The sequence below is a fragment of the Streptomyces sp. NP-1717 genome (genome assembly GCF_022695985.1).
GTDB lineage: Bacteria > Actinomycetota > Actinomycetes > Streptomycetales > Streptomycetaceae > Streptomyces.
Map to the genome: position 1 here is coordinate 1 of NZ_JAAPBF010000321.1, position 6,175 is coordinate 6,175.

Annotated in this window: 7 protein-coding genes; 4 read left to right on the plus strand and 3 right to left on the minus strand. The window is 71.9% G+C overall.

The window, feature by feature from the left end; all coding sequences use genetic code 11:
- The 3 genes from GXP76_RS33295 to GXP76_RS33305 form a co-directional block, all read left to right on the plus strand.
- The coding region (locus tag GXP76_RS33295) for an ATP-binding protein (RefSeq protein ID WP_242575351.1) at positions 1-241 on the plus strand (241 nt) is incomplete at its 5' end.
- Between the two features lie 123 nt (positions 242-364).
- Positions 365-787, plus strand: a complete 423-nt coding sequence (locus tag GXP76_RS33300; RefSeq protein ID WP_242575352.1) for a hypothetical protein — start codon at positions 365-367, stop codon at positions 785-787.
- Between the two features lie 103 nt (positions 788-890).
- The gene (locus GXP76_RS33305; protein WP_242575353.1) at positions 891-1,523 is read left to right on the plus strand and encodes a class F sortase; all 633 of its coding nucleotides are present in this window, start codon (positions 891-893) and stop codon (positions 1,521-1,523) included.
- Between the two features lie 55 nt (positions 1,524-1,578).
- On the opposite strand, the gene GXP76_RS33310 is transcribed toward GXP76_RS33305, so the two are convergent.
- The 3 genes from GXP76_RS33310 to GXP76_RS33320 form a co-directional block, all read right to left on the minus strand.
- Positions 1,579-2,013, minus strand: a complete 435-nt coding sequence (locus tag GXP76_RS33310) for a nuclear transport factor 2 family protein (RefSeq protein WP_242575354.1) — start codon at positions 2,011-2,013, stop codon at positions 1,579-1,581.
- Between the two features lie 114 nt (positions 2,014-2,127).
- On the minus strand, positions 2,128-2,760 hold the full coding sequence (locus GXP76_RS33315; RefSeq protein WP_242575355.1) for a GPP34 family phosphoprotein: 633 nt from the start codon (positions 2,758-2,760) through the stop codon (positions 2,128-2,130).
- A 228-nt stretch (positions 2,761-2,988) separates the two neighbouring features.
- A complete protein-coding gene (locus GXP76_RS33320) occupies positions 2,989-5,475 on the minus strand; it encodes a PEP/pyruvate-binding domain-containing protein (protein WP_242575356.1) in 2,487 nt (828 codons plus the stop codon).
- 70 nt (positions 5,476-5,545) lie between these two features.
- Between GXP76_RS33320 and GXP76_RS33325 the strand changes: the two genes are divergently transcribed.
- Positions 5,546-6,136, plus strand: coding sequence for a TetR/AcrR family transcriptional regulator (locus GXP76_RS33325; protein WP_242575357.1), 591 nt, complete (start codon positions 5,546-5,548; stop codon positions 6,134-6,136).
- The last annotated feature ends 39 nt before the right edge of the window (positions 6,137-6,175 follow it).

Below are 6,175 nucleotides of genomic sequence, written 5' to 3' on the forward strand. Positions count from 1 at the left end.
CCCGCACGTGTTCGACCGCTTCTGGCGGGCGGAGAAGTCCCGCAACCGGAGTACCGGTGGCAGCGGCCTCGGCCTGGCGATCGTGCTCAAACTCGCCGAGGCGCACGGTGGTACGGCGAGTGTCGTGAGCACCGAGGGGCAGGGCTCGGTCTTCACCCTGCGGCTGCCTGCCGCGCCCGGTGGTGGCGCGGAGGAGGGGACGGCGACCGGCGGTGCCGGAGAGGGCGCCGCCCGGCCCTGATCCGATCAACATGACGCCCTGACACCTTCTTCACAAGTGGCCGCCAGCCTGGAGCCCTGCCCGGAACCTGGTGCGATTCGGCACCCAGGTACCACCAAGACCGGGCCGGAACTGGAGCCATACATGTCCCACCGTCACCGCTCGCGTCTCGCCCTTCTGTCCGCCGTCGCGGCCGGCGCGATGCTTCTCCCGGTCTCTGCGGCCGTCGCCTCCGAAGGCACCTCCACGCAGCCCGCGTCGGTGGCCGACGAGTCGCCCAAGGACAAGGCCGCCGCCGAGGAGAAGGCCGAGGCCGCCAGGAAGGCAGCGGACGAGAAGAGGGCCGAAGCCGAGAAGAAGGGCGGCAGCGTCGACGAGAAGGCCGAGGCCGCGAAGAAGGCCGCTGCCGCCCAGCAGGCACCGCGCGGTGGCGTCGCCGCGGGCGAGGCCCCCGCCGAGGAGACCGGAACGGCGCCCCTCGTCGGCTCGGCCGTCGGCGTGCTGCTGCTCGCGGGCGCGGGCACCTACGTGCTGCGCCGCCGCTCCGCCGGGGGCCACACCGCCTGACCTCGCATCGCGGTGGCGCCACCCTTCGCGGGGCGGCGCCACCGCGTCACCCCTGCGTCACCCCGTCAGGTCCCTGGCCCCGCGTCCTGCTCTGGAGCCCTCTGTGTCCCCTGCGCACCACCCGGTACGGACTTTCGGCGCCCTGCCGGCCCCCGTCCTCCTCGCCCTCGTCGTACCCGCTGTCCTCGCCCTGCTGGGCGGTTGCTCGCCGGGCCGGGAGGCGACCGCCCCGGTCCCCGCCCCCGGAACGTCGCAGCCGGCCGTGCCGCGGAGCCCGGGTGAGTCCACGGTTCCGGCGGCTCCCACCGAGGTGTCCATCCCCTCGATCGGGGTGGAGAGTTCCCTGATGGAGCTCGGTCTCAACGCGGACGGGACCGTGGAGGTCCCGCCGGCCGAGAAGGGCATGACCGCCGGCTGGTACACCGGCGGTGCGGTGCCCGGTGAAGCCGGTGCCGCGGTCATCATCGGCCACAACAACACCCGCTTCGGCAAGGCCGTCTTCCACGACCTCAGGAAGATCACCAAAGGCGCGGAGATCACGGTCGGCAGAAGCGGAAAAGTGCCGTCCCGTTTCACCGTCACGGGCACCGAGACCGTCAGCAAGGATTCCTTCCCCACCGAGAAGGTCTACGGCCGGACCGGGGACCGCGCCCTGCGGTTGATCACCTGCGACGGCGGGTTCGACGCCGAGGGGCACCCGGTGAACAATCTCATCGTGTACGCGACGTCGGCCTGAACCGCGTCCGACGCTCCAACCCGTTCCTCGACAGGCTCATTCGCTGACGGACGTCCTACGGCCGAGCCGGTGCCGCCGGTACGAGTCCGTCCGCGACCAGCCCTGCGAGTACGGCTTCGCCGAGGGCGTGGACGGCGGACTGGGGCCGGACCATGACGGTGAATTCCTTGATGCGGCCGTCGTCGTCGAAGTGCAGCAGATCGATGCCGTGGATCTCCTTGCCGTTGACCGTGGCCCGGAACAGCAGAACCGCGGACGGGGCGGATGTGCCGTCGGCGCTCGTCCGCGCGGTGCCGGTGTGGTCACCGACGTAGCGGAAGTCCTCGAACGTGCGCAGCAGGACGCCGAACAGGCCCAGCACCATCGGCTTGCCTTCGAAGGGCGAGAACTTCACCGGGCTGTAGAGGCGGATGTCCTCGGTGAACAGGCCGTCAAGAGACGACAGATCGCGGTTGTCGACGGCTTCGCGGAATCGGTCTGCGGTGCTCATGGTGTGGCCCCGGCCTCCGGGTAGTCATGAATGAGAGTAGTCAGTTTCATGACTATCACGACCGGCTCCGGCCCGGCAATCACCCGCGGCGGCTGCCTCGCACGCCGGGCGGCGTCAGTAACCTCGCCAGATGTTGTCGAAGGCCGCGTCCTCGATGGACCTTCGCTGCCGCTCGGCCTCCAGGTCCCTCACCGCGTTGTGGACTGCGGCCAGTACCGACTCCACCGCCTCGTCCGCCACATCGGGGGGACTGTCGGCCTGCTGGTCCTCTTGACCTTGCGGGTGTTCGGGCTCGCGGATCCTGATGGTCGCGCCGAGGGAGCCGAGGACGGGCTCCTTCGACTCCCAGCGTTCCCGCGCCGAACGGCGGGCGGGCGTATCCGTCAGTACGGTCCGGCCGCCTCCGAAAGGCGCCCAGCGGGCGTGGCGCCGGGTGATCTGACCCTCCGACTTCAGGGCCATGAGATAGACGGCCGCCAGTCCACGGCCCCTGCGCCACAGCCAGTCCTCGACCGGCTCGTACGGCGCCTGCCGGACGAGGGCCGCCGACGCATCGTTCAGCAGACGGTCGTCGACCGCCCCGCTCTCGTCCGGCACGATCCGGTCGCCGTCCAGCCCCGCGGCTCGCGCGTTCAGCAGATCGATCAGCTCGCCACCGGCGAGCGCGAGCGACAGATCGCCCTGCTCCGGAAGGCGGCTGGACGCCACCTCCAGCGTGGTGATCAACAGATCCCGTGGTGTGGTCATCAACGGCTCCACGTCGGTGGCACAGTCGCTGTCGGTGACTGGGTAGCTGGCCCGACATCCGGCATGACGACGGGGCGAGGGGCCGCCCGTCACGCCACGCACTACCGGGTTTCAGCCTACGGATCGGGAGCGACGGCTGCATCCCGCGCTCTGCCGCCGGGCCCCGCCCGCCGCCCGGCCACCTCCGCCTCGCCGCCCCTCCGAGCACGCCTGACCCCGTGCCGTGACTCACGCTCCCGCGAGCGGACGTGACGCGCTGACGGCGCCGGCGTCCGGACCGGGGTCCGATTCCGGGGCGTCGAGCGTGACCGTTCCCGCCGCGCCGTCGACGGTGATCAGCTGCCCGGTGCGGATGAGTTCGGTGGCGCCCGGTACGGAGATCACCGCCGGGATGCCGTACTCCCGCGCCACTGTCGGCCCGTGCGCCATCACCGCGCCGGTCTCCGTGACGAGCCCGCCCGCCGTGAGGAACAGTGGCGTCCAGCCGGGGTCGCTCGTCGGCGCGACGAGGATCTCGCCCGGCTCCACGTACGCGTCCGCCGGATCGCGGACCACTCGGGCGCGGCCCGTGGCCCGACCGGCGGCGGCGCCGGTACCGGTGAGCGTGCGGCCGTCCGGTGTCCGGGCCGGGAGCAGCGTCTCCACATCGGTTCCGTCGGAGAGCAGGGCGACGGGAACGGTACGGCGCCGCAGCTCCCTCGCATAGTGGGAGCGGCGTTCGGCGACCGTCCGGCGCGGGTCGTCGCCGCCCACCACCACTCCGCGAACCTCGGGCAGCGTGAGGAATCTGATGTCGTCGGCGTGTTCGAGGAGCCCCTTCGCCCGCAGCTCGGCGCCGATGAGCATCAGGCGCCTGCGGCGGTCGCGCAGCGCGTACAGCCCGGCGAACTTCCCCGCCTCGCGCAGCCCCGCCAGTTCGCGGGCACGGCGCAGGAAGAAGCCGGCGAGCCGGCCGCGTACGGGACGCTCGCGGCGGGCCCTGCGTACGAGCTCGGCGAGCATCGCCTCGGCCCGGGCCGAGGCACGTTCGAAACGCCGGTCCGGCCCCTGGTCCGGGTCGGTGACGCGCAGGTAGTTGGCGAGCGCCGCGAAGACCGGGGCGGGCTCCTCCGACCAGCGCGGGACACCGACATCGACCTCGGCGGCGCAGCGGTTGCCGTAGATGTCGAGGAAGTCGGTGAGGCCGAAGTCGGGCAGTTCGCCCGCGAGGTGGGCGGCGGCCAGCTCGTCCGGCGGCGTCCCCAGCAGCAGGTCGCGGTGCGGCGCAGCGTTCCGGGACACCTGCCAGAGGGCCAGGTCCATCTCGATCGTGACGTTGTGCGGCATGCCCGCGAGCACGGTCCTGATCTCGTCGTCGCTCGCGATGTCCCTGAGCAGCGCCGGCAGCGAAGCGGCCACGAGGATCCCGGTGACGACCGGCCAGGTGACGGCGTCGTGGCCGGCGTCGCGCCGCTCGGTCTCCTCGACCAGCGGCAGCAGTTCCGCGGCCGACGACGGGTCCGCGACCGGCTGTTGGCGGAGGCTTTCGATCGCGCCGAACACCCGTGCCCGAGCGGCCGCGGGCCGGGCGAGGGCGCGGAGGATCCCGGCCACGGCCTTCGGCGCTGTCGCCAGCGCGGCCGTGCTGCGCCGCCGGCTGCCGGGTATCGGGGCGAACCGCGGGTCGCTCAGGAGGTGTTCGACCACGGCCTGGGCCCGTGGCCCGAAATCGACCGCCATGAGCTTCACCAACCGACGCCTTGTCACGGGGTCGCGCATCGCGTCGGTCAGATCCCCGTACAGGCGTCCGCCGATGTCGACGATGTCGACCCTCGCACCGAAGGACGCGAGCATGCCGGCCAGCATCTCCTTCAGCGTCGACATGCCTGCCGGCGTCACCGGCTGGAGCATGCCCTGGACATGGCCGAACTCGACGTACACACGCGTCCCCGGCCGCCCGCTCGCGGGGGGAGCCGGGAACAGTGTGGTGATCGGCCGCGACTGGAGCAGCCACAACGTGCCGTCGCGGTCGTACGCCCATTCGACGTCCTGCGGTGCGCCGAGCCGGCTCTGGAGCCGCTCGCCGACCTCGCGGAGTTCCTTCAGGCGGGCGGAGGTCAGGCAGCCGCGCTCGTCGCGGGCCGTGCCGTCCAGCACGTAGTGATCGGCGGCACTCGCGCCGTCGACGACGGCCGTGCCCAGACCGGGGGCGGCGTCGACGACGGACTCGCTCCGCGAGCCGGTGAGCGGGTTGGTGGTGAACAGCACGCCGGCGGCCTCGGGGTCGACCATGCGCTGGACGACGACCGCCATCCGTACGGTGTCGTGGGCGATACCGGCGGCCTCGCGGTAGGCGCTCGCACGCTCGCTGTGCAGCGAGTCCCAGCAGGCACGGATGGCCGTGAGCACCTGGTCCGCGCCCTCGACCGCGAGGTAGGTGTCCTGCTGGCCCGCGAAGCTCGCGTCCGGCAGGTCCTCGGCGGTCGCGCTGGAGCGGACCGCGACCGGCCCGGCGCCGAGCCGTTCGTACGCGGCGAGGACCGCGGCCCTCGGCACCTCGCCGCGGCTGTGCGCCCCGGTCGTGACACAGAACCCGTCCGGCACTCGCTCGCCCAGCCGGATCAACGCGGCGAGCCCGGCGGCCTTCCCGCCCACCAGCTCCACCTGTTCCGGGTCGATCGACGACAGTTCGATCACCGGTGGTTCGCGTACGTCCAGCACGCCGGGCACGTCCATCACGGACCTCCTTTTCAATACAGTCGCAATGTATCCTGGAGGCATTACGGGCGCAATGTAAAGTGGCGCTGTGCCCCGCAAGGTCGACCACCGTGAGCGCCGCGAGCTGCTCGCCGATGCGCTGATGAGACTGGCCGCCTCGGGCGGTCTGGAAGAGGTGAGCCTGCGGCACGTGGCCGCGGAGGCCGGCGTCTCGACGGGGATGGTGCAGCACTACTTCCGCACCAAGGACGAGATGATGACGTTCGCCCTCGGCATGGTCACGGACCGGATCCGCGAACGCTCACAGGCCGAACTCGTGCCGGGGCCGCCGCTGGAGCTCGTACGTGGTCTGCTGCTGCAGGTGCTCCCGCTGGACGAGACGCGCCGACTGGAGAATCACGTCGTTCTCGCGTTTCTGGCGTACGCCGCGGTGAAGCCGTCCATCGCCTCGGGGCTGCGCCAACTCGCGGCGGAGACACGGACGTTCATCGCCGACCAGCTCCGGGCCGCTGGTCCGGCGGACCGTGTGGATCCGGAGCGCGCCGCCGCCGGTCTGCTCGCGCTCGTCGACGGGCTGGGTCTGCAACTGCTGTCGCAGCAGTACGACGAGGAAGACGCCGTGGCCGCGCTCGACGCCCAACTCGCCCTGCTCTTCGGTGGCCACCCCGGCCGGGGCTAGACCAACCTCCTGACCGTGGTGGTCGATGGCGGGTACCGC

Bases quoted from the DNA above. Each gene is read 5' to 3' on its own strand.
- GXP76_RS33310 (WP_242575354.1), bottom strand. From the start codon at position 2,013: ATGAGCACCGCAGACCGATTCCGCGAAGCCGTCGACAACCGCGATCTG.
- GXP76_RS33300 (WP_242575352.1), top strand. From the start codon at position 365: ATGTCCCACCGTCACCGCTCGCGTCTCGCCCTTCTGTCCGCCGTCGCG.
- GXP76_RS33315 (WP_242575355.1), bottom strand. From the start codon at position 2,760: ATGACCACACCACGGGATCTGTTGATCACCACGCTGGAGGTGGCGTCC.
- GXP76_RS33320 (WP_242575356.1), bottom strand. From the start codon at position 5,475: ATGGACGTGCCCGGCGTGCTGGACGTACGCGAACCACCGGTGATCGAA.